The following is a 25,696-nucleotide window of genomic DNA, read 5'->3' as shown; positions in this document are numbered from 1 at the left end:
GGCTGGTCGAAACACCGCCCGATGGGCCGGCCGCTGCCCCGCCCATCTCTCCGGCGAACCATGGCGGTCACAGCACTGGCTGTGGCGGGATGCCGATGGCATCGGCGCAGCTCGGGTCGACGGCTGGACACCCGGAAGCCCGGATGCCCTTCGTGCTCGGTGGGTAGCCGGGGTCTACCCCTGCCGGCAGAGCGGCGAGGCCGTGTGCTGCGTCTTGAGGCCTGCCGGAGCTTACGCTGGGCCTGCCGTCGGTTCGAGCACCTTCTCCAGGAGACTGACCAGTTCGAGCAGGTCGTGGGCGCCGCCTGAGGGCGGACGGGACCGGGTCGGCCCCTCAGGTGATCACGGCGTTGCTTTTCTTCGGCATGGACCTGGACTCGGGCGGGCGGGCACTGACCGGTGGTGTGGGTGGACACTGAGGCCGCGCGGGGCCGGGGCCTGGTGCCCGAAGGGTGACTGATGCGACATGCGTTCCAGGACCGGGCAGGGCCGGATTGCTCTGGCCGGGATCGGTCATGCGGGGAGGGCGTCTCCGGGGAAGCCGTGGCACGGGTTGATCTCGCAGCGCATCATCCCGGCTCGCACGCAGGGGTCCTCGGCCATGATCTCCGCGGCTTCCTCGGCCGGAACGGTCATGATCGCGACACCGGCCACGGTGTCGGAGGCGACTGGGCACAGGATTGCGATCACCCCTTCGGCGCGCAGCGACACCATGCGTCGCTGGTGTTCGCGTTCGATCGCGTGCGCCCCGTCCATGGTCCGCGCCGGCCCCCAGTGAAGGAGCGCCAGGCTGTAGGGTTTCGCGGTCGCGGCCAGAGCCTGAACCTGCTCGTCGGTCACGGTCGTGCTCATGACGTTTCCCCTGCTTCTCGATGTGCTCGGCCAACGAGACGATGATTCCTTCGGGCCCCCGGACGTAGTCCATCCGCCACATGCTCTCGTATTCGCCGATGCCTCCCACCAGGCCGTAGCCCGCCCTGCGGCGTGGTCGACTGCGGCCTGGACGTCGTGCACCTCAAAGGCGACGTTACGCAGTCCCAGCTCGTTGGCCGGTGCGGCAGACGAACCCGGGAGGTGGTCCGGCCGCGTGAAGCTCGAGAGTTCCAGCGTCGTACCTCCGCCGGGCGGTCGCAACATGAAGATCTCGGTGCGGGCGTCGGTCATGCCGATCACCGTGTCCAGGAACGCGCCTTCGACGGCCATCTTTCGATCGGCCTCCAGGCCGAGGCTGACGAAGGACGCCGTCACAGCGCCGAGGTTCGGCGACGGTGATGCCGACGTGGTCGAAGCGCCTTACCAGTGTCATCGGATCCCTCGGGCCCTCGCTGCGCTGCCAGGAAGGGTACGGGCGAGCTGATTGACCCAGGCGCGGTCGTTGCCCACTGGTCCGGAAGCGATGCCGGCGCCGCTGCGGCCTTCAGTCCGGACGCAGCCGTCCGGGTGTGCGGCGAGCATCGCTGCCCGGCCCTGTTCGAGGCGGTGTTGTGCCTTCCATGCCGCGAGGGTCGTATGGAGGTGACGGTCGTGCGGCCGCCGTGGCCACGCAGTACTTCAACACCTCGGCCCGAGCTCGGCGATCGAGAGACTCAGGCCCTCGGTCAGCCAGGCGTGGGCCGTTGTCATGTTCAGGGAGCGCCTTTCGGTGACGGTGTCCAGCAGATCCCAGTAGCGTCGCAGGCGCGGGTCGAAGCCCGACGACCTGGAGACCAGTGTGTGCAGGAAGCGGCGGAAGGCCGGCGTGTCCGACTCCCTGCGAGCCCGGGCGTGGGCGGACACGAAGGCGTTGACCGCCGCCCCGGGGCCCGGCCGCAGCCCCTGCCGCACAGCAGCGGCCGTCAGAGCGGCTGCCTCATCGATTTCGCTGTAGAAGGCGGGTGCCTCTCGCATCTCCTGCGCGTGATCTCTCGTCCAGCGTGTGAAGCCGGGTGTGGAGACCAGAACATGGATTTCGGCGTAAGCCAGTGCCGCCGCGGGGCAGGGGTCACGTGAGGGTTCGGGCGACAGCATGGCGATCATGAGATCGAGCCGCCGCTTCGGCATCTCCGCCGGCAGCTCGCGGTACCAGTGATCGGTGAGGGTCCGCCGCGCCTGCGGAAGCCGCTGCACCCGGGCGAGGATCTCCAGGCGCCGCAGCCGCTCGCCGTCCGCGCAGTCGTCGAGGGCGCGCAGTGTGGCCTCCCGCCATCGCAACTGCGTCAGCTGCTCTTTTACGGCGGCGAGTTCGGCCTCTACGAGATCGCCGAGGGCCTGCTCCCCGCTCGCGACCCGCGTGATGGCCGCGATCGGGGTGTCCAGCGCCCGCAAGCGCCTGATCAGCCCGATCCGCTCCCACGCCTCCGGGCCGTAGCGCCGGTGGCCCCCGCTGCTGCGCTCCGCGACCGGCAGCAGACCGCTGTCGGAGTAGTAGCGCAGGGTCTTCACCGCGATGCCCGTCCCGGCGGCGAGTTCACCGATGCTCCATGTGCGGTGTGTCACAGACTCTTGAACCTCCAGCGCGCGGGAGCTTCTAGCGTACTGAGCACCGGCCGCCTCCGGCCCGGTCCATCGAGACACGGGAGCACACATGTCCTCGATCCCACCACCGCGCCCGCGTAGGCCAGTCGCCTTGCGCGCGCACAGCCTGCGCCTGCTGCGCGCGGCCGTCCTGCTCGCCGTCACGGCCGTGTCCGCCACGACCGCGGCCGCCCAACCGCCGCGCGCCGACGAAGCTCGTACAAGAGTCCTCGTACGGACGGATCACGGCCTGATCCGCGGCGCTGCCCACGGCTCGTACATCACCTTCGACGGCATCCCGTACGCCGCACCGCCCACCGGCCGGCTGCGCTGGCAGGAGCCCGAGCCGGCGCCGGCCTGGCGGGGAGTGCGGGACGCCACGGCCCCCTCCCCGCACTGCGTACAGATGCCGATGCCCGGCATGGGCGGGGTGAGCGATTCCGAGGACTGTCTCTACCTCAACGTCACCGTGCCGTCGGCACGTCCGCCCGCCGGTCAACGGCGCCCGGTAATGGTGTGGTTGCACGGTGGAGCGTTCCTCGGCGGGTCCGGCGGCGACTACGGGGCCGAGCGGCTGGCCGTTCGCGGTGACACCCTCGTCGTCACGGTCAACTACCGCCTCGGCGTCTTCGGCTACTTCGGTCATCCGGCCCTGGGATCCGCTCCGCCGTTCGGCCTCGCCGACCAGCAGGCCGCCTTGCGGTGGGTACGGGCGAACGCGGCGCGGTTCGGCGGCGACCCCGGTGCCGTCACTCTGTTCGGCGAGTCCGCAGGCGCGCTGAGCGTCTGCGCGCACCTCACCTCCCCGAGCGCGGCAGGGCTCTTCCAGAGGGCGGTGCTGCAGAGCGGTTCCTGTCACATGTCGTTCCCGCCGGGCGCCCTCGGCCCCGGAACGCCGGCATACGAGCCGTTCGCCACCGAACACGACGTCCAGGACAGCGGCGCCCTGGCCGCGCGACAACTCGGCTGCACGGCGGGCGATGATGCCCGGCAGCTGGCCTGCCTGCGTGAGCTGAGCACAGAACGTCTCGCCACCACGCAACTGATGCAGTCCTTCAACCGCCCGGCCTTCGGCAACCCACTGTTCCCCACGGCACCGGACAAGGCCCTCGCCGCCGGCCGCTTCCACCGTGTGCCGCTGCTCCAGGGCACCAACCACGACGAGATGCGGATGTTCGTCGGCCAGTCACTCGCCGCGTACCCGCTCCGGACCGAGGAGGACTACCGCGCCCGCCTCGACGACACCTTCGGCCCGGCCGCCGCCGCCGTGGCCTCGCATTACCCGGCGGCGCGCTACCCCTCGCCGGCGCTGGCATGGTCCGCCGCGCTGACCGACCGCTCCCTGGCATGCACCACACTCCAGGCGGCCGGCGACATCGCCACGAGGGCCCCTCGGATCCCGCTCTACGGCTACGAGTTCAACGATCCGCACGCCCCGGTCCTGACCGGCCTCCCCGCGCATTCCGACCTCCCCTACGGGGCAGCGCACGGCTTCGAACTGCCCTACCTCTTCTCCCTCGTGCCCACCGAACAGCCCCTGACCGAGGCGCAGAGCACCCTGTCCGACCGCATGATCGACTACTGGGCGTCCTTCGCCCACACCGGTACCCCGAACACACCCGGCGCTCCGCACTGGCCGGCCCTGCGCATCACGGGCCCCGTACTGTCACTGGCTCCCGGACCCGGCGCGATCCACCCCGTCGATGCGTACGACGCGCACCAATGTGCCTTCTGGCGCGATACGCAGGAGTGACCACCGGCGCCGGCCCTCGTGCCTGTCAGGGCGAGAAGCACTGAACGATCACTGCTGCCGACCATGGACAGATGGTCGCAGAGAATCAGGCATTCCGGCAGTAGCCCTCAAAGCGTGCAAGGTGCCAGGATTCGGGCGTCACATGAAGTCGAAGTCGGGCTCCCACTCGTCATCCACCTCTTCTTCTGTGCGCAGTGAATGGGCCCTCATTTCCGCGAGGTCCAGTTCAGGTCCGGTCAGAGTGAGCTCGCAGACCCGGCACCCGAAGTAGCGGGGGAAGAACCAGATGTCTCCGTAGTCGCCTCTCTTGTCCCGGCCGCTGACGAAGGCAGGACTTTCGCACGCCGGACACTGCGCGGGGATGTGGGCAGAAGGGCATCGATGTACGCCACACCAGCTGCCAGCAGGCCCCTGCACTCGTCAGACGGCCGCCCCCAGCCCATGTGCGTGATGCCGTTGCGGGCGTCCCTCAACACCGCGAGCAGCGCCGGCACTTCCCCCTTAGCGGTCGCAGGAGCAGTAGCCGCTCCGCTCGGAACAGGTGAGAGGGGCCCGGAGGTGAGAACCTGCGGGCCCCTCTCGCGTGGTGTCGTGTGTTCAGGTCGCGTACGCGTAGACGGGGGCCGATTCCCTGCCCTCGTCGTCGACGCTCACCACGTAGAAAGGCCCGGAGTGGACGGGGACACCCGCCATCCCGCCGTGGGGGTAGACGGTGGTGAGGAGAGACCAGGCGGCCGGGCCGGGGTAGCTGTGGCCGTAGACGCGGTAGCTCTGGCCCATGTCGCCCGAGTGGGCGTCCCACGAGATGGTGACGTGATCCCCGCTGACCTGCGTCATCACTCCGGTGGGCCTGGGGGCCGTGCCCGGCGCGGGCCGCGAGGCGGTCACCGGTGCGGAGAGGCCGGAGCGCTGTCCTGACGCGTCGACCGCCTCGACGGTGTAGGTGACGCGCACGCCCTGCGCGGCCTGCGAGTCGGTGAAGCCGGCGCCGTACACGGACGCCGGTCCGTCCTGGTCCTCCTGCCCCTCCGGCGCGGCCCACACCTCGTAGTGGTCCACGTGGTCCGACGAGGCCCGCCAGCGCACGGTGTTGCCCGCGGTGGTGCCCTGCGCGTTGAGGTCCGCGGGGACGCTCGGCGGTGAGGCGTCCGGGGTCTCCAGGTACCAGTCGTCGCCGCCGGGCTCGGACTCGTGTCCGGCGCGGTCGACCGCCCGCACGCTATAGGCGTACACGTCGCCGGTGGACGGGAGGAAGTCGGTCGTGGCGGTCGCTGTCAGGGGCTCGGCACCACTGACCAGGGTCCAGTCGCTGTCCTCGACGAGACGCCGGTAGAGCCGGTACCCGGCGAGGTCCTCCTCGGTGCTCGCGTTCCAGCTGACGGCCGCGGTCTCGGTTTCCGGGTCGTACAGCACCTGAAGGCCGGCCGGCGCGGCGGGCGCGGGGTCGTCGGCGTACGCCGTGCCCGTGCCCATGCCGTTGCCGTTGCCGGTGAGGTGCGGGGCCGCGGACGCGGAGGCCGTGGTGGCGCCGAGTAGGACGGCGGCGCCGAGGGCGAGGGTGGCCGCGACGCGGCCGGATCTGCGTAAGGTCATGTCGGATACGACAACTGGTGTCCCGGCCGGGTTGTACGGCCCCACCGGTCCATGCCGGAAGTGGGCTTGATCCGCTTTGACGGACATTCGAGATCTGGGGTTGAGCCCCGGGAGGACGTGGAGGATGTCCATCATGGAGAGCACGGGGAAGAAGAAGCCTCGCCGCCCTCGTCGTTCGTTCACGCTCGAGTTCAAGGCCGAAATCGTCGGTCTGTGCCGACGGGGTGACCGCTCGGTCGGACTGGTCGCCAGACTTTGAACTGACCGAGACCGCGGTGCGGGACCGGGTGAAGCAGGAGAGGTCGACGCGGGCGAGCGCAACGGGCTGACCAGCGGCGAGCGCGAGGAGCTGGCCGCGTTGCGGCGGGAGAACCGCCGGCTGCGCGAGGATGTCGACGCCCTCAAGCGAGCCACGGCCTTCTTCGCGAAGGAGACCCGATGACGGCGCACCCGTTCATCGAGGAAACGTTCACTGATGCACGGGGTGCCGTCAGGCTGTCAGGCCTTCCGTCCGGTGGCCGCGCGCCCACCGGAGCCCAGCAGGCCCGTGGCGGAGAACTCCGAGCTCATAAGTGTCCGCCGGGCATACCGCGCCACCACGCCCGGAAGCAGCGCGCGCACTGCCTGGACGTTCCGGAGCCACCCGGGAACGTAGACCGTCGGCGCCCGCCGTTCGATCGCACGCACCAGAACCTCCGCCACCTGCCCGACCGGGTAGACCTTCCGTGCCGGAGGGGGCATGTGCGCCCGCAGCTCGCGGAGCACCGCGTGCTGATCCGCATCCCTGATCATGTCCGTGTCGGTCCAGTTCAGGTAGGCGGCCCCGACGCCGACCCCTCGGGGAGCCAGCTCGGCACGCAGGGAATGGGCGAAGGACTCGACGCCGGCTTTGGAGGCGCAGTACGCGCTCATCAGCGGAGCCGCGCCGATCGACGCAAGGGAAGCGATCTGGAGGTAGTAACCGCGCGTTTCGAGAAGGTCGGGCAGAAACGCCCGTGCCGTGATGGAGCTGCCCACGAGGTTGACTTCGATCACGCGGCGCCAGGTGACCGGATCGGATCCGGCGAAAGGCCCCCCTTCAGCGACCCCCGCGTTGGCCACCACAATGGACGTACGGCCCATCCTGCGGCGAACCGCTTCGCCGACCGCGGCCATCGCCGCGTCGTCCGTCACGTCCACGTGCCAGTAGTGAGACGGGGTCGGAAGGCTCGCGGCTACTTCCGCCAGCACCGCTTCCTCCAGCCCGAGCAGGGCCACACGGGCTCCCCGCTCAGCCAGTCGACGGGCGACGGCTGCTCCCACGCCTCGGGCAGCCCCGGTCACGACAGCGGTACGGCCTCGTAGCACCTGTCGGTCAGCACCCACGGGAGCTCCTCCACGTCCGTCGTCCGCAGGCCGGGGAAGCCCCCGCCGCTCACCATGCTCCCCGCCCGGGGAAGCGGGCGCCCGGGCGGGAGTGCGTACGGGTGAGCGCCGGTCTCCGCAGGGGGAGGGTGTCGCCTCCAGCAGAAATCACGGGCAGCAGGCTTCTGGAACATCGGCACTCCCGCCTGGCCCGCCGGATAGACCACTCGCCGGATGGGGAGCAACAAGGGCGGCACACCACCGGAAGCAGCGGAGGGGTATACGCGCATGGGAACAGTGCTGCTGGTGGCGTTGGCCGCCGTGGTCGCCGCAGTCGTCGTCACGGGTCTGGTCCGGGCTGGACGACGCGAAGCCGAGGCAGAGAAGGCCAGGCTCGCCGAAGAGGCTCAGCGGCAGGCGCGCCGGTCACTGGAGGCGGTCTGGGCGATGGACGACCGCGAGTTCGAGGAGTACGTCGCCCAGCTGTGCCGCCGGGACGGTTGCACGGAAGTAGAGCGGGTCGGCGGCTCCGGGGACCTGGGGGCCGACGTGATCGGCCGCCTGCCCGACGGGCGGAAGATCGTCATTCAGTGCAAGCACTATGCGAAGCACCGCACAGTCGGCAGCAGGGACATCCAGACGTTCAACGGCACCGCCCGCGCCGAACACGGCGCCGACGTCCCCGTCTTCGTCGCCTCCTGCGTCTTCACGAAGCCGGCCCGCACATTCGCGGCCCGCCATAACCTGACGCTCATCGATATCAACCTCCTTGGCTTCTGGAACAACGGCACAAGGCTGACCTCGCTCCTGGACCTGGACATCGGCCGCTCCGGCACCAACCGCAAGCTTCACCCCGACCACGACTGACGGGAGCATCATCGTGCCCCGCTCCGGCAGTCGCCCGGCGCTTTCCAGGACCTGGTGGCTGGGGGCGAGTACACTCGCCCGCCGACTTATGACCATGAGGCCGCCGAGGCGGGACGCGGCGGAACAGGGGGACGCGTGGCTGTGGTTGGGGCGAACTTAGGGCCTCTGCATGAAGACGACCCGGAGTGGCTCGGCCCGTACCGGCTGCACGCCCGGCTGGCAAGGGAGGCATGGGCAGGATCTACCTGGGGCACGCCGGCGGCGACGGCCCGACAGCCGCGGTGAAGACTCTGCTCCCCGACGGTGAGCTCGATGTCACCGACCGCCGGCGATTCGCCCGGGAGGTCAAGGTCGCCCAGCGCGTGAGCAGTTCGCACACCGCGCGGGTCCTCGACGCCGACCCGGACGCCGAGCAGCCCTGGAACCAGCTCCGCATCGCCGCCCGCGCCCGGGAACTCGTCGACGAGGGCACCCCCATCGAGGCCGCCTGCCGCATCATCGTCCTCGAGGACCAGCTCGAGGAAGCTCAGCGCTTCAACACCGAGTACCGCCGCGGCGCTGAAGCAGCCAACCCGCCAGCCGCGGCGTGAGACGGTTGCGCGCCCGCCGGACACCGGCGGGGCCCCGGGCACCCGTACCGGGGCGTGGAGCCAAGTGGTCAGCGGTCCACCGCTTTCAGCCCGGACGCCATGACCGTCCCGTTGGTGACATTGCCGTATCTGGTTGATGGGGGGGCGCCCTTCGCCGCCTGGTGGCGTTGAAGGGCGCCCTGGGTTCGGACACTGTTTCACCCTGCCGAGGCGCGCGGGCCGTGCCATTCGCAGAACAGGACGGTGGCGTCGTCCTCCAGCCGTCCCTGGTGGTAGTCCATGACGGCGTGCATGAGACGGCGCAGGGTCTCGTCGACGGGAAGGTCGTCGGCGTGATGGCGGATGATGAAGTCTGTGAAGCGTTCCACGCCGAACTCGCGGCCGTCGGTGCCCCGGGCCTCGGTGATGCCGTCGGTGAACAGCAGCAGCCGGTCGCCGGGCTCCAGCTGTTCAGTGCTCTGCTGGATCGGCAGGTTGAAGCCGCTGCCCATCGGCCCGGCCGGCGGGCAGTGCAGCGTGCTGGCCCAGCGGCCGCCGCGAATCAGTACCGGCAGCAGGTGACCACGGTTGACCCAGCTGAATTTGCCGGTGTCCAGTTCGAGGTCGGCGAGGACGCCGGTGGCGTAGCGGCTGTGCCCGAACTGCTCGATGAGGGTGTCCTCGATGGCCGCGCTGGCGTCGGGGATGGTGGCGCCGACACGGCGGTGGCTGCGGCAGGTGGCCATCGCCAGGGCCGCGGTCAGGCCGGCGGACGTGTCATGGCCCATGGCGTCGAAAACCGCCAGGTGCAGGACGTCCTCGGCCACCGCGTACTCGAACGCGTCTCCGGCCACCTCGTAGGCGGGTTCCATGAAGGCACTGACCGTGACCCGCCGGTCGGAGAACGTCCGCGGCGGCATCATGCTCCACTGCAGTTCCGCCGGTATCCCCATCGGCCGGACGCGGGTCAGCCGGGCGTGGGAGTCGCTGTTAGCCCGCTTGGAAGTCAGCAACAGCCCGGCTATCGACGCCAGTGCCCGCATGACCTCCTCACCGGGCCTACCGCAATCCCCCTCACCGGGATCGACGTGCAGGACCCCCAGGCGTTCAGCACCGTCCCGCACCGGCACCCAGCACGCCCCACCACGGGCCGGAGCCGTGACCTCAGCCGTCTGATAGGTGCGGCCGGGCAGCGTGCCCTCGATCGCGTACTCCTCACCGCCCTTGCCAGCGCTCAGACCGATGCCGGTAACCTCACGCAGCACCTCCTCCTGGAGATCCGCCACGAACAGCCGCGCCCCGCCCGCACCGGCTTCCTTCGCGGCCTTGTCGAGAAGGAGGGGCAACCGCTCGAAGGGCGCCGTGTGACTGGCTGCCAGCAGGCCGGTCAGCGCCCGTGCCAAGCCGGGCGCCGTCACACCCGTCTCCGCAGCGCTGGCCCCGGCCCGCCGCCGATATTCCTCTTCTGCCATGACCCACCCCCACCAACGCACGACCCACAGGCCCGCGAATTGACACACGCATACGCCACCGGGAACCGCAGGACCCCCGAAGACACGACACCGGCACACCCACCCGGGCCCTCGGCGAGGGGCCGGCCAGGACGGCGATCCCCTCAAGTCTTCCACCCCGCCGGCCCGGACCGCGTATCTCGGATCTACCGTGCTCGGCGAATGGTGGGGGATCTCCCGTATCCCGTCCACCGCGCAGCGCACCGTGTGGCCGCTGAAAGCGTTCTACGTCCACGACGACACCACGGCACGGTGGTGGGAGACGCTGATGGCGGAGATCAAGGGGAGGCTACAAACCCCCAGGTGGACAGTTGGATGGGTACTGCAGGGTTACGGGGGAAGAGGCTGGGCGAACACGCGGACGCGACGGACACGAGGTCCGTATCACCCCTCGTGCGTAGGGATCCCGTCTTGTGGCCGGCCTGCTCATCTCGGGCTCGGCCAGGATCGCCAACGCCCCGATCGGTCTGCCCCGCACCAGTCGAACCTGAGCTGCCTCGCCGTCCCCGCACAGCCGATCGCAACGCCTCTCCGGCCTCCGCCTGCCGCCCCCAGCACCGAGGCGCTCCGGACGGCGAGCCCCCTCTTCCGATGTAGAGACTGTCGGCCCACGGCGCGGGAGAGCGTCGTCACGCGGACGGACGCGAAGCCCCTGTGGCAGGGAGTGTCCATTCCGGACTCCGCGCCCAGTACAGGACACCCCAACGCCACCGTGATGCCCGGAGCGGGCGCCCTCAGACGGAGGAGAACCCTGGTACCGAGTCTCCGTTCAGGGCCCACAGGGCGGCGGTGTACCAGAGGAGGGCCACACCGAGTACGAGCAGGGTGCCTACCGTGGGAGCAGCCAGCCTGGCAGACGCCCGCTGCGCACGACAATCACCTTGGCCACGAATGCACCGTAGAGGGGCGCATCCGGCGAAGGAATGGATCGCGGCCCGCGGGGACGTCGTCTCGATCCCGTAGGTAGTAAGACAGTGGTGGGCGATCGGCAGCGAGAAGAGGAAGGCGAGGAACCCGAGAGCGCGGTGGCCCCGGCGTACCGGTCGGGGCGCGGAGCGGGCACCGGGAACGGCGCCGTACATCCACAGGGCGAGGCCGAGCTGAATGAGGGCGAGGCCGAGCAGTGCGGTGCTGAGTTGGGCCTTGAGTTCGACTGCGGCGTTGCCATGCTCCCCGAAGAGTGCGTTGTTGTAGCGCGGGGTGTGGTGGGCTCTGAATAGGTAGATTCCGACAGCTACCGCGAGAGGCAGCAGCACGACAAGCACGGCACTGGTTGTCGAAGGCGTTGCGGTCGGCGTCGCCTTGCTGCGAACTCATGCCGCCCACCGACTCAGCTCTCGACCTGCTTGCCCTTGGCGTCCAGGACGTACCACTCGGCGCCGAACTGATCGAGGGCCTGGCCATTCGTCCTGCCAGGCTTCTTATCGCCGGCGTAGTAGTACAAAGGATGGCCGTTGTACGTGACCTGCTGGTCGCCGCCGGAGCGCTTGGTGATGGCGAGCAGTTTCTGGGTCACGCCCTTGCCGGCCTTGGCGTCCCCCTTGCTGCGCAGCGGAGGCCAGGCTTTGGCACAGTCGCCCGTGCAGTTTGACTTGTTCCTTTTGTCGGCAAGGAAGAGGTAGAGGGTGCGGCCCTTCTCGTCGGCCAGGATGGCGCCGAACCTGGCCACGGAATGGGTGTCGACGCTGGCCGGTTTCGATGGCGAGGCGCTGGGGGTGGAGCCGTATGCCTCGCCCGCTGTATCGCTCGTACTGCCGGAGCACCCGGTCAGGGCGGCGGTGAACAGGGCGGCGGCACAGGCGGGGGCCATGGCGGTGCGCGCTGTCGTCACCCGTCACGTTCCCCACGATGCGCCGCGTGAAGGTCGATCGCAGAAGGCCTTGTCCACAAGCGCGTCCACAGCGTCGTCGGGATCACCGCGGAAGTCGGGGGTGAGGGCGATCGTGACCTGACGGTGCCCGTCCTGCGTGGAGAACGACCAGGACTGGTAGGCCAGGGCATCGCCGTCGTTGCCGTACACACGAACCCCGCACGAGGTGTCCTGCCATTGCAGCCCCAGCCCGTACTTCCTGTCGTGGACGCCGGGTGCCTTCATAGCGTCCAGCAGGTGATCCGGCACCAGGTCCCCTCCGAGCAGCGCGGCCAGGAACCGGTTGAGATCCCTGGCCGTGGAGATCATCTCGCCTCCAGCGCCCATCACCGACGGATTCATCGCGGTGAGGTCGACGAGGCGCACCCCGGAGCCCCGCTGGATCGGTACGTAGCCGTGCGCGTGCGGCCCGCGGATGTAGGGAGACGTACCCGGCAACGAGGTGCCGTGCAGCCGCAAGGGCCGGATGATCCGGCGCTCGATCTCCTCGCCGTACGACCGGCCGGTCACCTTTTCGATGATCTGGCCGAGCAGGAGATAGCCGGTGTTGGAGTAGGCGTAGTCGGACCCCGGCGGTTCGAACGTTGGCGGGTTGACGACTGCCCGCTGTATCAGATCAGCCGCAGACCAGGTCCTCAGCCGGTTGTCCAGAAACTGCGGCGCCGGCGGCATCGGCAGCGTGGGTCGGTAGTCGGGCACTCCACTTGTGTGGTTGAGCAGCTGTCGCACGGTGATCTTGTTGCCGTTGGGGAGGGCGCCGGGTAGCCAGGTGTCGACCGTGTCGTCCAGCCCCAGCCGGTCTTCGGCCGCGAGTTGCAGGGTGACGGTCGCAACGAACGTCTTGGTGATGCTGCCTATGCGGAATCGGGCGTGTGCCGAGACCTTCTGGGTCGTGCCCAGTTCGGCGACGCCGCTCGTGCCCCGCCACCCGCCATGTTCGTCCCGCACGTCCATCAGCGCGCCCACGGCGCTGGTGGAGGTGATGTCGTCCAGCCCTTCCTCCAGACCGACGCGATGCGCTGTGTCCGACGCGGCGAGCGCGGCGGTTGGCGCCGCGAACACCGCCAACGCCGTCGTCATTGTCGCCAGCACCCGATGCACGCGCTTCATCTTCATTCCGACCTCCCGTTGAGTCATCGGCCGACTCGCATCCGTCCCCGCAGCAAGGCCCGTAATGCGATCCGCCCCGTAGGAAGGAAGCTTGCTCGACAGCGTGCGCAGCCACCATGTGGCTCATCGCCGTATCCACCCGGGGGGTGCCCCCACCTCGCTCCCACGGAGCTCCCCGCGCAGCGAAGCGCCGACCCGTAGGTCTCAGCCCGAGCCGAAGCCTCCGACGGTGCCCGGCATGCTGCGCACGCCCGGCTCGCTGGGCCGGGCCAGAATTCTTCGTCCGCTGCGGCTCACCCGCACTCGCACACCCGGCAACTGGCCATTCCCGCCCGGCCCTGGATGACCGCCGTCGGAACACCCGACCTCCACGTCCTCAACGGCACCTGCTGACTCTCACGTCTCTGCCGTAGATGATTCTCATTCCAATGTCATTTGAGATGACGCACGTTAGCTACCGGCGCAGGGGCGATGTGAGATTGCTTCAGACATGCCATGAGAACGACTGATGCAGATACATGAGAATCGCCTATTCGGTCCGCTGAGAGTTGCAATACGAGGACGCCTTCGACCTGCCGCTTTGTGCTGAAATGGCATCTCCACGGCTCGGGAGCGCGTGCGCCGGGCGAACTCGCTGATTGGCGGACGAGTTTCCCCTTCGCACGGGCCCTACTCGGTGAGCAGCGGGTCAAGGCCATCGAGAACCGGCTCCCCGAGGATGTCAGAGGCCCCCGCCGAACACGACAGCGGATCATCCCGCTTGCGCGGGCTCCGCACATCGACCAGGGCCCAGTCCTGCTTGCCACGTTGGTCCGCCAGGAAAATCGCGAGGTCGCGGACGATGGCCAGGGCCGCGTCGATGGTGGTGTCGGTGCGGGGCAGGGTGCCGGCCCGCCGGGCGCGTTCACGTGCCCGCAGCAGTGATGCGGCGAACTTCTGGACCTGTGGTCGCAGGGGTGGTGGAGCGGCTTCGATGCGGCGTCGTCGGCGTCCGGCCGCGAGCCGGTCCGCGTGGTCGGTAGGCAGGGGCAGACCGCAATGGGTGAGGAAGTTCTCCAGCGCGCGGGCGAGGGACCCCATCGGGCGGCCGGGCCGGCGGGCGCGGTCCAGAAGGGCCTGGGGGTGGTTGGGATGGTCATCCTGCAGCAGGCGGCCCAGCGCGCTGATCATCGTGCAGGCACGGCTGGGGCAGTGCCGGGCGGCGAGGTGGCCGGCGAAGTCGCCGAGCCACGGTGGCGGGCCGTCGAGCCGTGCGGCCAGGTTCTCGGCGGCGATGAACGGGCGGTCGGGGTGCTTCTGCCAGCAGGCCGAGCACAGTCCCAGCCCGGCATGGCCTCGCACCTGGCCACACCCGGCGCACTCGCGCGGCGGGTGTTTGGGCTGGCGGACACGTGAGATCAACGGCCGCAAAAGGCACCTGGTGGTCGACACCCGCGGCCTGCCCCTGTTGGTCATGGTCACCCCGGCCTCGCTCACCGACCGCGACGCCGCCAAGGAACTCCTGTTCCGCCTCCGCCTGATGCATCCCGAGATCACCATCGTCTGGGCGGACTCCGCCTATGCCGGAAAGCTGGTGACCTGGGCAAAGAAGTACCTCAGCCTCACGATCAAAACTGTGAGCCGTCCCAAGGACGCCTCCGGGTTCATCGTGCTACCCGCCGCTGGGTCGTCGAACGAACATGGGCCTGGATGATGCACGCCCGCCGACATGTACGCGACTATGAACGACTTGTCCAACACTCCAAAACCTTGATCACCTGGGCCGCGATCACCCTCATGACCAGACGTCTCACTCGGGGCAGCAGAGCCTGAACCGCCTCTGCCCGACATCCCGCTCCGATCGCACGGTGAGATTGGCATCACCTGGCGCTGAAGCCGGGATCAGGGCCCAGCATCCGGTAGTCACGGAGCCTTGCGGCAGCCGTCTTGAGTTCTGAGCCAGTCCGTAGCCGTCGTCAACACTTGGTCGTGTCCTTGCGTAATCGGGACATTCACGTCGGGGGCGATGGGCCCGTTGTAAAGGTGCCCGTTCCGGTCAGCTTCGCGGGCCACGGTCAGGATGACCAGCGCGCCGTCGGAGAGCCGGTACGAGGCGTTCGCCGTAGGGACACCGGCGGTCGGCTGCCCGAACGTGCGGGTGTTGGGCCGGCCTTGGAACGCGATGGTGACTGCCTCCGCGGCGCTCGCAGTCCTCCGGCTGGTCAGCACGGCCACCGGCGGCATCGGCCGTACGAGAGACGGAGCGGAGCCCCATTCGTCCATGTACTGGCGGGGTGTGCCGTTCTCGACCGTCCATGGATCCTTCTCGCCATCCGCGTAGACAGCTTCGCCGACGGTCCCATCGCCGAGGATAGGCCCCACGGCGGCGAGCGGCCCCCACATGTCTCCGCCGCTGTTGCTCCGCATGTCGATGATCCAGCCGCAGCTGCCCTGTTCGTCGAGCGCGCTGATGGTCGAGCGTGCCGAGCGGACGTACGGGGCTGCAACACGGTCGGACGGGACTGGCGGAAGCATCAGATAGCCGATGGCGCCCGCGAGGTGGCGGCCTTCGGGGAGCATCAGGTCGTCAGCCGGCGCGTTCAGGGCTTGGGACGCTTCCTGGGGGTCGAAAAAGGTGCTGTGCCGGTCGTCTAGGTCTCTCAGCGCCTGCCGGATTGCTCCATAGGTCTCGGCAGGTGCCTGTGCTTTCTGCGCGTGAGCAACGGCGTCCCGACGGACCTTCGGCCAGTCCACGTCTGCTTTGACGAGGGAGTGCTTCTCCATCACATCCAGCGCGGAAGTCAGGTAGGCGCTTGCCTTCGGTGTCATCCCGCTTGCCGTCTCGACATCACCCTCGGCGGTGCATCCTGCCACCGCCAGTGCGGCGCAAATGAGTGCAGCCTTGGTCAAACTGGATATTCGGCCTCTTGTCGGCACCCTCATGGCACGTTCCTGATCTGATAGTGGTGATGCACGCCCGATCGATCCCACCCGCTAGAGATCTCTACCGCGGGACCACCCGCGCCCCGCTCCAGGCATTTATAGATCAAACAGGCGGCACGAGGCCAACCTCCAAGAACCGCCCGCACGAGACGGCATTCGCACCCGCGGTGGCACCGGCGATCTCTGGTCAAACTTCACTGGCAAATGGTCGAGGTTCAGTGGCACCGGGCGCCGGGAGGCAGTTGTCGCTAGTGCTCTGACCGGAAACGATCACCGCGTTGGTGCCGACTGGTCTTGTGCCGGTTGGATGTGACGCCACGTCCGATCAGTGAGGGGAGGCGCGATGGCCAAGCCGGTCAGGGTTCGCAGGCTGACCGAGCAGGAGGGGCAGAAGCTACAGCGGATCGTGCGGCGGGGCAGCACCAGCACGGTGCGCTTCCGGCGGGCGATGATGGTGCTGGCCTCGGCGGGCGGGAACACCGTGCCGGTGATCGCGAATCTGGTGCAGGCGGACGAGGACACTGTCCGTGATGTGATCCACCGCTTCAACGAGATCGGGCCGGCCTGCCTGGACCCTCGGTGGGCGGGAGGCCGTCCCCGCCTCCTCACGGATGACGACGAGGAGTTTGTCGTCCAGACGGCCACCATCCGCCCCACCAAACTCGGCCGCAAGCTCGCCGACCATCTGCGGCGCAACGCCGCCCGTCCGATACGCATCGGCCGCGAGGCCCTGCGCTGCCTGCTCGCGCGCCGCGGCGTCACGTTCCAGCGGACCAAGACGTGGAAGGAGTCCACCGACCCGGACTTCGACGCCAAGCTGGACCGGATCGAGTACGCGCTGACCGAGCGCCGTGTCGTCGCCGACCGAGTAGCAGCCGTGGAAGTAGGTGACCCCGTGGGTGCGGTGGAAGGTCGCCGGCAACCGATCCGGCTTGCCCTCCTTCGCCCAGAATCGATCCGGGCCGCCCGACCGGACGGCGCCCCGATCTACGTAATCCTGGACAACCTGTCCGCCCACAAGGGCAGCAAGATCCGCCGGTGGGCCCGGAAGAACAAGGTCGAGCTGTGCTTCACGCCGACCAACGCCTCCTGGGCGAACCCGATCGAGGCGCACTTCGGGCCACTACGACAGTTCACCCTCGCCAACTCCCACCACCCCAACCACACCGTGCAGACACGGGCGCTGCAGCGATACCTGCGCTGGCCCAACCAGAACGCCCGCCACCCCGACATCCTGGCCGCCCAACGGCGCGAACGCGCACGTGTCCGCAGTGAGAGGGGAATCCGGTGGGGCGGCCGACAACAGGCGGCAGCGGTCTGACAGGCCCGCCACGGCGGTCTACCCGGCCATCTCCTCGGGAGAACGACGGGTGATCTTCTTGCCCGCTTCGGTCTCCACCAGGGTCACCGCACCGATCCAGTTGCCGTCATCCGGGTACTCCCAGTTGGCCGCATCTTCGAGGACCGCTGGAAGCTGACCGCGAGGCACCAGCTCCCCAGGCTGGAAGCCCTTCTCCCCTGACGACGACGTCCACGGGGCGACTCGGCGGCTGGAACGATGGATCTTCGCCGCCTCGCACGGCCGGGACCTGACTCCGGAGGAACGGGAGACTCTCGAGCGGATCCGACCCCCGGCATGCTCACCGTCTGGGGATGTAAGTCCGGCGGGGACGAGGGATGAGCAGCCGCTGACCAGGACCCCGCCCAGGTCGCTCGGGGTGCCGGCTCAGGTCCTCGAACGTCTGTCCCGAGCCCGCAGGCTCGGCGGGCCCCGGCCGAGTCGAACGATTACGGGCACCGCCCCCGCCTGAAAGCACGCGCAAAGTTCGAGAAAAGTACGGTAAATGTTAGTTTCATGCTGGGGTGGAGTGTAGGTTTGGAACATGATCGGGGAGGCTTCTGATGTCTGAACTGTTCGATGCGGTTGACGCCCTCATCGCGGGCCACGCACCCTTGCCGGGACCGGAGGAGCGGGAGCGCCTGCGGAAGGCGCACGGCCTGACGCAGGATCAGGTTGCCAAGGCGCTGGATGTACGCCGCGCGACCATCGTGTCCTGGGAGAACGGCAAGACGGAACCACGTCCTCCGCAACGCGAGGCATACGCCCGGCTGTTGGACAAGCTTGCCGAGTTGTACCCCGTCGCCCCCGCCCCGAAGACGGCTCCGGCCGCTCCGATCGCACCGGTGACGCCGGCGGTCGAGGCACCCTCCCCGGCCGCACCCGCTGCCGCCCGTTCCACCACCGCGGCGTCCCCTGCTCCGGCCGCCGGTGCCGCTCGGCCCAGCACCTCACCCACGCCTGGAAGCGCGGCGCGCACGGAGTCACACCGCCCGGTGGCCGCGAAGGCCCCCATGACACCGGCACAGACTGATCCGCGGTTCGCGAACGGCCCGCTTGCTGTCGTCGATGTCGAGGATGGACACCCCGTGGCGTACTGCGTGGGCGGTCTCGTCCTCGACGTGCCCGCCAAGTCTGTCCCCGCTCTGGTCGACTGGACGCTGAACGAGGCGAAGTTGGGCGCCGCCCGGCTCAACGGCAGCGGCAAGGACGCCGACCCGCTGATTGTGCTCACCCCCGCCGCGTGCGAACGCTACGGCCTGCCCGTCAGGCTCAGCGATGAGGAACGCACCGCCGGGAGGCTCCCGGAAGACCACAAGGTCATCAAGCAGCTCGCCCGGGCCGAATGGCAGCTCACCCGCCGTGGCTTCGGCCCCTGGGCCCGCATCTACCGCCCCGCCCAGGGCGGAAAGCGTGCCTGTGTGCAGCTCTGCATCCCGTCCTGGAACGCCCTCGACACCCGCAGCTGGGGCGACGCCGGACAGCTCCCCGCCCCTGACCTCGCCCGCCTGCTGGGCACCTACGCCACCCGCGTGATCACCCCCCGCGGGTCCACGGCCGTCACCGGCCTGGAGCTGATGACCGCAATTCACCCGCCCACCCGGGCCAGTGAACCCGACCACGCCGGCAAACGGCACAGCCAGCACAATCCCGGCTCTCTCGGTACGGAGCCGGTGGACTGCGCACCGTGCGAGGCACCCGACGGGCACCCGCTCCTGGCCGATCTGCCGCGCTTCCACCAGCGCACCCCCGCCGAGATGCTGATGGAAGAGGCCTACGACTGGGCCCGCCCGCTCACCGACGAGGAATGCACCCAACGCTATGTGGTCGGCATCGACGTCAACATGGCCTTCGCCGCCGCCGCCAACGGCACCAACGTCGGCCTGGGCGCACCCACCCAGCTGCGCAACCCCGACTTCGACCCGAAGCTGCCCGGATCCTGGCTCGTCGACCTCTCCCACATCGAGCTCGACGACCGCTTGCCCTCACCGTTTACCCCCCGGGGCGACAGACCGACCGGACCGGCCTGGTACGCGACACCGACCGTCGCGTACGCCGTCGAGCTCGGCTACCAGGTCACCCCGCTCGAGGCGTACGTCCGCTACGAGAGCGGCCGCTACCTGGACGGCTGGTACACCCGCCTGCGTGACGCCTACATCGCGACGATGGCCGACCTCGGCGTCACCACCGACCTGGCCCCAGCTGACTTCCTGGCGGCCATGGACGGCCACCGCCTTCGCGACCCGCAGATGGCAACCGTCCTTTCTGCGGTCAAGGCCACGGTCAAGGGCGGCATCGGCAAACTCCGCGAACGCCCGCGCGGCGAGAGCTGGAGACCGGGGGAGCCCTGGCGGGCCCTGTCCCGTCCCACCTGGCGCCCCGACATCCGCGCCGCCGTCATCGCCAAGGCCCGTATCAACATGCACCGCAAGATGCTCAAACTCGCCGACGCCACCGGCCAGTACCCGCTCGCGATCCTTTCCGACTGCGCCGTCTACGCCAGCGACGGCCCCGGCCCCCTCGACTTCCTCCCCTACAAGGACGGCAAGCCGCTGCCGGGTGGCTTCCGCCTCGGCGTCAGCCCGGGCATGGTCAAGCACGAGGGCACTCAGACCACTCTGTGGGCGGAAAGCATCCATGAGCAGCACGGACCGGACGAGAACCTAGCCCGGTACATCAAGGACGGTCACGTCACCCGCACCGACAACGGGGAGTAGGGAGTATCCGATGGGACAGCTCGCCGACGGTCTCGACAAAGCCGTCCAGAAGACGTTCACACGCCCAGCCCCCAAGTCGGCCGGCGCCCGCATGCGCTACCTCGTGCGACAGCTGAGATCCACCAGAGCCGCAGCGCAGCAGCTCGGCATCAGCCAGCGCACCGTCGAACGCTATGTCAAGAACCAGATCAAAACGCCCCGCAAGGACCTCGCCTCCAGGCTGGAGGGCGAGGTCAACAAGCGCTGGCAGCCGCAGATCCGCGCCCAGGCCAAGCAGAAGGCCGCCACGACCCACGGCATCGTTATCGACACCCGGGCCCGCTTCGGCTACACCGCCGCCCCCGGCTCCACGGACGACGCCCGGCTGCGTCACCTCACCGTTGCCCTCCCGCCCACCTACGCCGCACGTCTCTTCGAGGCCCGAGACCAAGGAGCCACCGACCAGCAACTGCAGCGCATCGCCGCCGAAGGACTTCAGGAGACGTACTTCCGAGACGGCGGCCGACGGGCAGGCGGACTCCTTGTGGAGTTCACCGACGTTGAGCACATCGAGTTCGACCTGTAGTCCAAGCCGCGCTCGGGCAACAGATAACCACGACGCCGGTTCGCCCGGCCCGTGAGGCTCTTTGAACTCCTACTGGCTGCAACCGTACGGGAGTAATGCTCAAGACCTGTGGATCGGACCTCGGGCGGACGCGAAGGACGTAACCTCCCGAGTGATCGGCTTCTGGAAGGCCCTGGCCGAGGTGGTGTTCCCCGAGGCCCGGCATCAGAGGTGCTGGGTTCACGAGATCGCCAACGTCGCGAACGCTTTCCCGAAGTCCGCCCAGCCCGGCGCCAAGAAGGCCCTGCGGGAGATCTACAACGCCGAAGACCGCGAGCATGCGCTGAAGGTCATCGCCGCGTTCGCCAAGACCTACGGGGCGAAGTTCCGCAAGGCCGTCAAGAAGATCACCGACGACACGGACGAGCTGCTCGCGTTCTACGACTTTCCCGCCGAGCACTGGATCCATCTGCGCACCACGCATCCCATCGAGTCCGCCTTTGCCACGGTCCGGCTCCGCACGAAGGTCACCCGGGGCGCCGGCAGTGCGGCCGCCGCACTCGCCATGGTCTTCTAGCTCGTCGAGTCCGCCCAACAGCGGTGGGCGGGCCGTGCACGCACCCCACCTCGTCACCTCGTGCGCGCGGGGCCCGATTCGAACGCGGAGTCCTTGTCGAGGGCACCGGAACCCTGGCTGCCTGAGGAGGGCGATGGCGATGGCCCCGGACGGGGTGCCTGCGGCGGGCTTGGCCGCCGCAGGGATGTCAGTGGCATGGGGTTGACTGTGGGCCGTGGGAATCAATGCATTCGTCGACAGCGTCTGGTGCCTCATCAACGGGAATCCCCCCGCTCTGGATGAACCCGTCGTCCTGGAAGCCCCGCAGGGCACGGACCTGCAGGAACTCGTCGCGGAAATCGGCCGGTGGGCGGGGCAGCACCGAAACCTGGCAGCGGACGGGTTCGTCGATCCGTCGCTCACCGAACGCACCGGCCTGCCGCTGACTGAGCCCTTCGGGGCTGGGGAATTGCTGGAGATGCGGGGCTGGGGCTACCGGAACCGCTGGGTCGGGTGCGGCCTGGTCTTGTCCCCGGACGGCACGCGGGCTGTCGCCGTGATCACCCACCGCGAGGACCCGGCGGCTGCCGGTTTCCCGCAATGCGCGTCCTGGGCCGAGAAGCTGCGCATCGTCACCGGCTGGGAACCGATACCCGGGCCGCACGTGGACTGGCCCGCGATCGAGGCCGACCTCGGCACCCGGCTACCCAGCGACTACAAGGAGGTCGTCGACCTGTTCGGCGCGGGCAGCTTCGACGAGTACTTCGAGCTCGCCGTGCCCGGCGGCCCCGACGCCGGCCGCAACCCGTGGAGAAGGTACGGCTACGGCCCCGACGTGGCATCCGGTGGACTCATGCCTTGGGGCTGGTCAGAATACGGGCGGGCGCGGTGAACGCATTGCCGGTCCCGACGACTTGAATTGCCCCATCCCGCTCTCGTCGACCCCCTCCTCCGCCTGCTTCCGAAGCCTCAGGGTTCGACGTCGGAAACAAGTCCTGCAGAGAGCTTCCGTCCGGTTGCCCGGCGCGTCTACGCTCGCTACCTATGGGAGCGCTCCCACGACCGTTGGCACAGCGTTATGCGCAGTATCGAAGGTCATCCAGCCAGGGAGAGGCGCATTGCCCACTGTGGAACCCGCTTTGAGGGCGGTCTCTCGCCGAGCGGTCCCATATGGAGTGATCGGTCATATACGTGCGTTGAGGGAGAGTGCGATGAGCATGCGAAGAGCCCTTTGGGCTTTCGGCGTTGTCGGAGTGTTTATGGCGGGTTCGGTGGCCGGATTCGGCGGCCCGGCCTCGGCGGTCGCCTCGCCGGCGGCCGGCCGGTCCGCCGCAGACGGCAGGGCATCGGCGGTCGCCGCGGCGCCCGCACTGCACGTGTCGGGGAACCGCCTGGTCACCGGATCCGATTCCACGTTCCGCCCACTGGGAGTCAACCGGTCCGGCGGGGAGTTCGGCTGTGTCCAGGGCAAGGAAGTATTCGACGGACCGACGGACCAGGCGGCCGTCGACGCGATGAAGGCATGGAAGATCAACACTGTCCGGATCCCGCTGAACGAGGAGTGCTGGCTGGGCACCGGGAACTTACCTCCGACAGCGCCCAGCGCGGCGGCGTACCAGCAGGCGGTCAAGACCTACGCAGACCTCCTGGTGGCCAACGGCATCAACGTGATCCTTGACCTGCACTGGACTTGGGGCGAGTACACCGGCCCCGGCGGAGGCTGCCCGGACGTCGCGGCCACCTGTCAGAAGCCGATGCCGGACGCGCGCTACACCCCCACGTTCTGGTCCGAGGTGGCCACGATGTTCAAGGGGAACGGAGCGGTCATCTTCGACCTGTTCAACGAGCCGTACCCGGACGCGGCCAACAACTGGTCCGACGCCACGGCCGCATGGACCTGTCTGCGTGACGGCGGCACCTGCGCCGGGATCACCTACCCGGTCGCCGGCATGCAGACCCTCGTCAACGCGGTACGCGCCACCGGTGCCACCAACGTGATCATGTCGGGCGGTCTGGAGTGGACGAACAACCTGAGTCGGTGGCTGGAATTCAAGCCGGCCGACCCCACCGGCAATCTGATGGCCTCATGGCACTCCTACAACTTCAACGGCTGCGTGACCACCTCGTGCTGGGACAGCAACATCGGAGCGGTCGCCGCCCAGGTGCCGGTCCAGGCCGGCGAGATCGGTCAGAACACCTGCGCCCATGACTACGTCGACCAGGTGATGGCCTGGGCGGACACCAACAAGGTCGGGTACACGGCCTGGACCTGGAACCCTTGGGGTTGCAGCGGTGGCAATGTGCTCATCGAGGACTGGAACGGCACACCGACCAGTACCTACGGTGAGGGGTTCAAGGCGCACCTGCTCAGCCAGACCCCCGGTGATCCCGGCGGTGACACCACTGCGCCCACCGCTCCGGGGACTCCTACCGCCTCCGAGGTGACGGCCACCTCCGCGACCTTGAGCTGGGCGGCCTCCACGGACAACGTGGGTGTCACCGGCTACGACGTCGTCCGTGTCACCGGCGGCACCGAGACGCAGGTGGCCGGCTCGGCGTCCAACCGGGCCACGGTCACAGGGCTGTCCGGCAACACGGCCTACACCTTCGCCGTTTACGCCAAGGACGCGGTCGGCAACCGCTCCACCCGCTCGGCCACCGTTACCGTTACCACCACCGGCACCCCGGCGGGCACCTGCTCCGTCGGCTACCGCTTGGTGGGGGACTGGGGAAGCGGCTTCCAGAGCGAGATCACCATCCGCAACACCGGCGCCGCCGCTGTCAGCAATTGGAAGCTCGGCTTCACCTTCACCAACGGCCAGACCATCAACAACATGTGGGGCGGTACCCCCACCCAGACAGGCGGCTCCGTGAGCGTAGTCCCCGCCTCCTACACCGACACCATCACCGCCGGCGGTTCCGTCACTCTCGGTTTCATCGCCAACAGGGGCGCCACGAATACTGCCCCGACCACCTTCACCCTCAGCGGCAGGACCTGCACCACAGCCTGACCACAGCCGGTGCCCGGCAATCGACATCAGTTGCGCCCCCGCGGTTGCCCCACGGCACCCCCCCGGAAACCCAGGCCCGGCGGTATCGGACAGGGAGCACCCGCCGGCCCGGCCACAACCGCCGGGCCGGCGGCCCTGCAGGGTGCCGGAATTGCAGCACGGCCGGGACGTGCACCACCGGGCGCTGGGCCGGCCGCGGGACTCCGGCGAGTTCGGTCCTGTGCCGCGTCGCCCGTGGCAACCCACCTATCAGGTCTTTGGTGCCCGGCCGGTTCAGCGATCGCCCGCCGCCAACGTCACGCCATTCCACTTCCAGGTCGGTGTCGCCGAGCAGAACGCCGCGTCTGGCCTGACACCCGGCCGAACCCGGTCACCACAAGCCCGACAGGCCCTCTCACAGACTTCTTGGCGCCCTTCGACACCAGCCAAGTCCAGGCCGCCAGGCTAGCCGGTGCAGGGGATCCGAAACAGGCGGTCAGCGGACCGTTGGATCTGAGCGCTACCGGCCACGGGTTGCGTGTGCCGGCGCCTCCACCTGGACCGTGGTTGTAGCCGGCCCGGCTCCCGCCTCGGATAGCGTGTTCCTCTACGGGGTGCCATAACGGATGTGACGCCCCCCACCGGAGGTAGTCAGCGTATGAGTTCAAAGCGCAGCAAGAATCCAGCCCTGCCCGTGCTTGACGACGCATTCCGACTGGCGTCGGTCAAGGACGCCGAAGAGTCCACCCGTGACTTGGCCGCGCGGCTGGCCACCACCGAGCTGCGCCGCGTTTCCCACCCGGGCCGGGTCACCTGGGAGCCCACCGATCAGGCCGAGCCCGTACCGGTCCCGCCGACTGTGGTCGACGGTGACGGGGATCTGTGGCTGCGGGACCGGGACACTGGCACCTGGACCATGCCCGAGTTCAACCCGAAGGAGTTCCCGGCCCGCTGTGGCGAGGTTCTGACATGGAACCAGCTTGCCTGCGAGTTCGGCCCGCTTACCGCCCTGGCCGACGACCGCCGCATCGGCGGCGGCCGGCGTCGCTGACCGCGCAGCCTTCTGGGATGACCGCGCCCTGAAGCGCCCGTTACGGGGAGCTGGGAGCTCCAGCTCACCGCCGAGCTCGACGGTGGCGGTGAGCAGGGGAGCGTGGTGGTGGCGCGCGACGGCCTCGAGCAGGGTGGTGTGCGCCTGGTGCCACACCCGATGTCCTCGTAGCGGCCGCCGTCGGTGGACCAGCCGGTTAGCGGTCGGCCTCCGGTTGCCGTGGTGAGCGTGCGGCCCAGCGCGCCGGTCGACTGCTGCAGTCGGCCACCTGCCACCTGCCAGTCGGCCACCTGCCACCTGACTGCTGCCAGTCGGCCACCTGCCACCTGCCACCTGCCAGTCGGCCGCCTGCCGCCTGCCAGTCGGGTGGCGGGGTGGTGGGTGGTGTTGTGTTAGGTGGTTTGGTTGGGTTTGGGGCCGGTTCCGCTGGGGCCTCGGTAGGCCTGTGCGATGGGTAGCCATTGTTT

21 protein-coding genes and 3 pseudogenes are annotated in these 25,696 nt (G+C 68.9%); 13 read left to right on the top strand and 11 right to left on the bottom strand.

Features of this window, described 5'->3' with window-relative positions:
* Window positions 1-513: 513 nt before the first annotated feature.
* Together ABTX18_RS00125 and ABTX18_RS00120 are read right to left on the bottom strand one after the other, a co-directional pair.
* Window positions 514-1,248: a VOC family protein gene (locus ABTX18_RS00125; protein WP_352120441.1), complete on the bottom strand. Its 735-nt coding sequence runs from the start codon at window positions 1,246-1,248 to the stop codon at window positions 514-516.
* Between the two features lie 303 nt (window positions 1,249-1,551).
* Entirely contained in the window at window positions 1,552-2,475 is a 924-nt protein-coding gene (locus ABTX18_RS00120; RefSeq protein WP_352120440.1) for a MerR family transcriptional regulator, read from the bottom strand.
* Between the two features lie 130 nt (window positions 2,476-2,605).
* Here ABTX18_RS00120 and ABTX18_RS00115 point away from each other — a divergent pair, with 130 nt between their 5' ends.
* Window positions 2,606-4,246, top strand: coding sequence for a carboxylesterase/lipase family protein (locus ABTX18_RS00115; RefSeq protein WP_352120439.1), 1,641 nt, complete (start codon window positions 2,606-2,608; stop codon window positions 4,244-4,246).
* A gap of 597 nt (window positions 4,247-4,843) precedes the next feature.
* Here the strand turns inward: ABTX18_RS00115 and ABTX18_RS00110 are convergent.
* Window positions 4,844-5,839, bottom strand: a complete 996-nt coding sequence (locus tag ABTX18_RS00110; RefSeq protein ID WP_352120438.1) for a fibronectin type III domain-containing protein — start codon at window positions 5,837-5,839, stop codon at window positions 4,844-4,846.
* Window positions 5,840-5,972: 133 nt separating this feature from the next.
* Here ABTX18_RS00110 and ABTX18_RS00105 point away from each other — a divergent pair, with 133 nt between their 5' ends.
* Window positions 5,973-6,098, top strand: a complete 126-nt coding sequence (locus ABTX18_RS00105; RefSeq protein ID WP_352120437.1) for a hypothetical protein — start codon at window positions 5,973-5,975, stop codon at window positions 6,096-6,098.
* A gap of 239 nt (window positions 6,099-6,337) precedes the next feature.
* Here ABTX18_RS00105 and ABTX18_RS00095 read toward each other — a convergent pair whose 3' ends face one another.
* Complete coding sequence (locus tag ABTX18_RS00095; protein ID WP_352120436.1) at window positions 6,338-7,204, bottom strand: SDR family oxidoreductase; 867 nt, start codon at window positions 7,202-7,204, stop codon at window positions 6,338-6,340.
* 267 nt (window positions 7,205-7,471) lie between these two features.
* Here ABTX18_RS00095 and ABTX18_RS00090 point away from each other — a divergent pair, with 267 nt between their 5' ends.
* Together ABTX18_RS00090 and ABTX18_RS00085 are read left to right on the top strand one after the other, a co-directional pair.
* Window positions 7,472-8,050 carry a restriction endonuclease gene (locus ABTX18_RS00090; protein WP_352120435.1) on the top strand — a complete coding sequence of 193 codons (579 nt, stop codon included), beginning with the start codon at window positions 7,472-7,474 and terminating at the stop codon, window positions 8,048-8,050.
* Between the two features lie 230 nt (window positions 8,051-8,280).
* Complete coding sequence (locus ABTX18_RS00085; protein WP_352120434.1) at window positions 8,281-8,640, top strand: hypothetical protein; 360 nt, start codon at window positions 8,281-8,283, stop codon at window positions 8,638-8,640.
* A gap of 197 nt (window positions 8,641-8,837) precedes the next feature.
* Here ABTX18_RS00085 and ABTX18_RS00080 read toward each other — a convergent pair whose 3' ends face one another.
* The gene (locus ABTX18_RS00080) at window positions 8,838-10,091 is read right to left on the bottom strand and encodes a PP2C family protein-serine/threonine phosphatase (protein WP_352120433.1); all 1,254 of its coding nucleotides are present in this window, start codon (window positions 10,089-10,091) and stop codon (window positions 8,838-8,840) included.
* Between the two features lie 220 nt (window positions 10,092-10,311).
* On the opposite strand from ABTX18_RS00080, the pseudogene ABTX18_RS00075 reads away from it, so the two are divergent.
* Window positions 10,312-10,413 (top strand): annotated as a pseudogene (locus tag ABTX18_RS00075) (transcriptional regulator); the annotation flags it as partial.
* A gap of 451 nt (window positions 10,414-10,864) precedes the next feature.
* On the opposite strand, the gene ABTX18_RS00070 reads toward ABTX18_RS00075, so the two are convergent.
* From ABTX18_RS00070 to ABTX18_RS00055, 4 genes are all read right to left on the bottom strand, one after another.
* Window positions 10,865-11,386: a DUF6529 family protein gene (locus ABTX18_RS00070; RefSeq protein ID WP_352120432.1), complete on the bottom strand. Its 522-nt coding sequence runs from the start codon at window positions 11,384-11,386 to the stop codon at window positions 10,865-10,867.
* A 74-nt stretch (window positions 11,387-11,460) separates the two neighbouring features.
* Window positions 11,461-11,961, bottom strand: coding sequence for a COG4315 family predicted lipoprotein (locus ABTX18_RS00065; RefSeq protein WP_352120431.1), 501 nt, complete (start codon window positions 11,959-11,961; stop codon window positions 11,461-11,463).
* A 3-nt stretch (window positions 11,962-11,964) separates the two neighbouring features.
* Window positions 11,965-13,116 carry a serine hydrolase domain-containing protein gene (locus ABTX18_RS00060; RefSeq protein WP_352120430.1) on the bottom strand — a complete coding sequence of 384 codons (1,152 nt, stop codon included), beginning with the start codon at window positions 13,114-13,116 and terminating at the stop codon, window positions 11,965-11,967.
* Between the two features lie 663 nt (window positions 13,117-13,779).
* Window positions 13,780-14,451 (bottom strand): hypothetical protein, encoded by a 672-nt coding sequence (locus tag ABTX18_RS00055; RefSeq protein ID WP_352120429.1) that lies wholly within the window; start codon window positions 14,449-14,451, stop codon window positions 13,780-13,782.
* A 49-nt stretch (window positions 14,452-14,500) separates the two neighbouring features.
* Between ABTX18_RS00055 and ABTX18_RS00050 the strand changes: the two are divergent.
* Window positions 14,501-14,907, top strand: a pseudogene (locus tag ABTX18_RS00050) (transposase); the annotation flags it as partial.
* A gap of 105 nt (window positions 14,908-15,012) precedes the next feature.
* Here the strand turns inward: ABTX18_RS00050 and ABTX18_RS00045 are convergent.
* Entirely contained in the window at window positions 15,013-15,999 is a 987-nt protein-coding gene (locus ABTX18_RS00045) for a S41 family peptidase (RefSeq protein ID WP_352120428.1), read from the bottom strand.
* 376 nt (window positions 16,000-16,375) lie between these two features.
* Between ABTX18_RS00045 and ABTX18_RS00040 the strand changes: the two genes are divergently transcribed.
* Window positions 16,376-17,353 (top strand): helix-turn-helix domain-containing protein, encoded by a 978-nt coding sequence (locus tag ABTX18_RS00040; protein WP_352120427.1) that lies wholly within the window; start codon window positions 16,376-16,378, stop codon window positions 17,351-17,353.
* An 18-nt stretch (window positions 17,354-17,371) separates the two neighbouring features.
* Here ABTX18_RS00040 and ABTX18_RS00035 read toward each other — a convergent pair whose 3' ends face one another.
* Entirely contained in the window at window positions 17,372-17,521 is a 150-nt protein-coding gene (locus ABTX18_RS00035; protein ID WP_352120426.1) for a hypothetical protein, read from the bottom strand.
* A 413-nt stretch (window positions 17,522-17,934) separates the two neighbouring features.
* Between ABTX18_RS00035 and tap the strand changes: the two genes are divergently transcribed.
* From tap to ABTX18_RS00005, 6 genes and pseudogenes are all read left to right on the top strand, one after another.
* Window positions 17,935-20,088, top strand: coding sequence for a telomere-associated protein Tap (tap, locus tag ABTX18_RS00030; RefSeq protein ID WP_352120425.1), 2,154 nt, complete (start codon window positions 17,935-17,937; stop codon window positions 20,086-20,088).
* A gap of 10 nt (window positions 20,089-20,098) precedes the next feature.
* Entirely contained in the window at window positions 20,099-20,653 is a 555-nt protein-coding gene (gene tpg, locus ABTX18_RS00025) for a telomere-protecting terminal protein Tpg (RefSeq protein WP_352120424.1), read from the top strand.
* Between the two features lie 154 nt (window positions 20,654-20,807).
* Window positions 20,808-21,285 (top strand): annotated as a pseudogene (locus ABTX18_RS00020) (transposase); the annotation flags it as partial.
* A gap of 138 nt (window positions 21,286-21,423) precedes the next feature.
* Complete coding sequence (locus tag ABTX18_RS00015; protein WP_352120423.1) at window positions 21,424-22,080, top strand: SMI1/KNR4 family protein; 657 nt, start codon at window positions 21,424-21,426, stop codon at window positions 22,078-22,080.
* A gap of 367 nt (window positions 22,081-22,447) precedes the next feature.
* Window positions 22,448-24,199: a cellulase family glycosylhydrolase gene (locus ABTX18_RS00010; protein ID WP_352120422.1), complete on the top strand. Its 1,752-nt coding sequence runs from the start codon at window positions 22,448-22,450 to the stop codon at window positions 24,197-24,199.
* A 673-nt stretch (window positions 24,200-24,872) separates the two neighbouring features.
* Window positions 24,873-25,229, top strand: coding sequence for a hypothetical protein (locus ABTX18_RS00005; protein ID WP_352120421.1), 357 nt, complete (start codon window positions 24,873-24,875; stop codon window positions 25,227-25,229).
* The last annotated feature ends 467 nt before the right edge of the window (window positions 25,230-25,696 follow it).

This window comes from Streptomyces sp. NPDC096323 (assembly GCF_040302845.1).
Taxonomy (GTDB): Bacteria; Actinomycetota; Actinomycetes; order Streptomycetales; family Streptomycetaceae; genus Streptomyces.
The sequence above is the reverse complement of the archived record's forward strand: the minus strand, read 5'-3'. Positions and strand labels throughout refer to the sequence as shown.

Bases quoted from the DNA above. Each gene is read 5' to 3' on its own strand.
- ABTX18_RS00110 (WP_352120438.1), bottom strand. From the start codon at position 5,839: ATGACCTTACGCAGATCCGGCCGCGTCGCGGCCACCCTCGCCCTCGGC.
- ABTX18_RS00105 (WP_352120437.1), top strand. From the start codon at position 5,973: ATGGAGAGCACGGGGAAGAAGAAGCCTCGCCGCCCTCGTCGTTCGTTC.
- ABTX18_RS00090 (WP_352120435.1), top strand. From the start codon at position 7,472: ATGGGAACAGTGCTGCTGGTGGCGTTGGCCGCCGTGGTCGCCGCAGTC.
- ABTX18_RS00085 (WP_352120434.1), top strand. From the start codon at position 8,281: ATGGGCAGGATCTACCTGGGGCACGCCGGCGGCGACGGCCCGACAGCC.
- ABTX18_RS00080 (WP_352120433.1), bottom strand. From the start codon at position 10,091: ATGGCAGAAGAGGAATATCGGCGGCGGGCCGGGGCCAGCGCTGCGGAG.
- ABTX18_RS00060 (WP_352120430.1), bottom strand. From the start codon at position 13,116: ATGAAGATGAAGCGCGTGCATCGGGTGCTGGCGACAATGACGACGGCG.
- ABTX18_RS00040 (WP_352120427.1), top strand. From the start codon at position 16,376: ATGGCCAAGCCGGTCAGGGTTCGCAGGCTGACCGAGCAGGAGGGGCAG.
- tap (WP_352120425.1), top strand. From the start codon at position 17,935: ATGTCTGAACTGTTCGATGCGGTTGACGCCCTCATCGCGGGCCACGCA.
- tpg (WP_352120424.1), top strand. From the start codon at position 20,099: ATGGGACAGCTCGCCGACGGTCTCGACAAAGCCGTCCAGAAGACGTTC.
- ABTX18_RS00010 (WP_352120422.1), top strand. From the start codon at position 22,448: ATGGCGGGTTCGGTGGCCGGATTCGGCGGCCCGGCCTCGGCGGTCGCC.